General features: G+C 58.1%; 3 protein-coding genes. All 3 read left to right on the top strand.

Going from position 1 to position 1934, the window contains the following annotated elements:
- A partial coding sequence (locus ACIP1X_RS28330) for a 50S ribosomal L9 C-terminal domain-containing protein (protein WP_400755914.1) occupies positions 1 to 136 on the top strand: 136 nt, incomplete at its 5' end.
- A gap of 120 nt (positions 137 to 256) precedes the next feature.
- Positions 257 to 1654 (top strand): replicative DNA helicase, encoded by a 1398-nt coding sequence (gene dnaB / locus ACIP1X_RS28325; protein WP_053116810.1) that lies wholly within the window; start codon positions 257 to 259, stop codon positions 1652 to 1654.
- 190 nt (positions 1655 to 1844) lie between these two features.
- The coding region (locus ACIP1X_RS28320) for a hypothetical protein (protein WP_400755913.1) at positions 1845 to 1934 on the top strand (90 nt) is incomplete at its 3' end.

Below are 1934 nucleotides of genomic sequence, written 5' to 3'. Positions count from 1 at the left end.
CTCCGGCGTTGAAGTGCAGAAGAGCGAAGTTCGTCTGCCGAACGGCACCATCCGCAACGTAGGTGAATTCGACGTGGCTGTGCACCTGCACGCCGAAGTTGAAGCCACCGTACGCGTTGTCGTGGTAGCAGCTTAAGCAACACCTGATCGGCTGGCGGCTTGCCCGTCAGACGGTTAACATCGGGCACGATCCTGTTTACAGGTCGTGCCCTTTGTCTTTCTGCAATTCCTGATTTTCAACCAAACTCAAGTGGCCATGAACGATATCTCCGCTCCCGAGCAATACGATCTGCAAACCGCTGCCCTGAAGGTGCCGCCGCATTCCATCGAAGCCGAACAGGCTGTACTCGGTGGTCTGATGCTGGACAACAACGCCTGGGAACGCGTGCTCGATCAAGTCTCCGACGGTGATTTCTATCGACATGACCACCGCCTGATCTTCCGTGCGATCGCCAAACTGGCCGATCAGAACTCGCCGATCGACGTCGTGACCCTTGCCGAACAATTGGACAAGGAAGGTCAGACCTCGCAAGTGGGCGGCCTCGGTTACCTTGGCGAACTGGCGAAAAACACACCGTCCGTCGCCAACATCAAGGCGTATGCGCAGATCGTCCGCCAGCGTGCGACGTTGCGCCAACTGATCGGCATCAGCACCGAGATCGCCGACAGCGCCTTCAACCCGGAAGGGCGCACCGCCGAGGAAATCCTCGACGAAGCCGAGCGTCAGATCTTTGCAATTGCCGAGGCTCGGCCGAAAACCGGTGGCCCGGTAGGCGTGAACGATTTGCTGACCAAGGCAATCGACCGCATCGACACACTATTCAACACCGACAACGCGATTACCGGCCTGTCCACCGGCTACACCGACCTCGACGAGAAGACCAGCGGTTTGCAGCCAGCTGACTTGATCATCGTCGCCGGTCGTCCGTCGATGGGTAAAACCACCTTCGCGATGAACCTGGTGGAAAACGCCGTACTGCGCAGCGACAAGGCCGTGCTGGTGTACTCCCTCGAGATGCCAGGCGAATCGCTGGTCATGCGTATGCTCTCGTCGCTGGGCCGCATCGACCAGACCAAGGTGCGTTCCGGTCAGCTAGAAGATGACGACTGGCCGCGCCTGACCTCGGCGGTCAACCTGCTCAATGACCGCAAGCTGTTCATCGACGACACCGCCGGTATCAGTCCGTCGGAAATGCGTGCGCGAACCCGGCGTCTGGCGCGTGAGCACGGTGACATCGGCCTGATCATGATCGACTACCTGCAATTGATGCAGATTCCAGGTTCCGGCGGCGACAACCGCACCAACGAGATTTCGGAAATCTCGCGTTCCTTGAAAGCCTTGGCCAAAGAATTCAACTGCCCGGTGGTGGCGCTGTCGCAGCTCAACCGTTCCCTCGAGCAGCGGCCGAACAAACGCCCGATCAACTCCGACCTCCGGGAATCCGGAGCGATCGAGCAGGATGCTGACGTGATCATGTTCGTGTACCGCGACGAGGTGTATCACCCGGAGACCGAGCATAAAGGCATCGCCGAAATCATTATCGGTAAGCAACGGAACGGGCCAATCGGCTTTATCCGCCTGGCGTTTATCGGTAAGTACACCCGTTTCGAAAACCTTGCGCCGGGCAGCTATAACTTCGACGACGACGAGTAATCTTCGGCGCCTGATCTGGCCTCTTCGCGAGCAGGCTCGCTCCCACATTTGGAATGCGTTCAAATGTGGGAGCGAGCCTGCTCGCGAATGGGGTCGGCACAATTTCCGACCACAGCCGCAGGAATTGGTCAAAATTTGTGCTATATTCCGCGCCCGCGAAATTCAATGAAAGCCAACACCGGTTATCGACATGCAAGCAGCCAAGCCGTTATTTGACTATCCAAAGTACTGGGCCGAATGTTTCGGGCCAGCGCCATTCCTGCCGATGAGCAGGGAGGAG

It is taken from the genome of Pseudomonas sp. NPDC088885 (assembly GCF_044750025.1).
GTDB classification, from domain to species: domain Bacteria; phylum Pseudomonadota; class Gammaproteobacteria; order Pseudomonadales; family Pseudomonadaceae; genus Aquipseudomonas; species Aquipseudomonas rustica.
The sequence above is the reverse complement of the archived record's forward strand: the minus strand, read 5'-3'. Positions and strand labels throughout refer to the sequence as shown.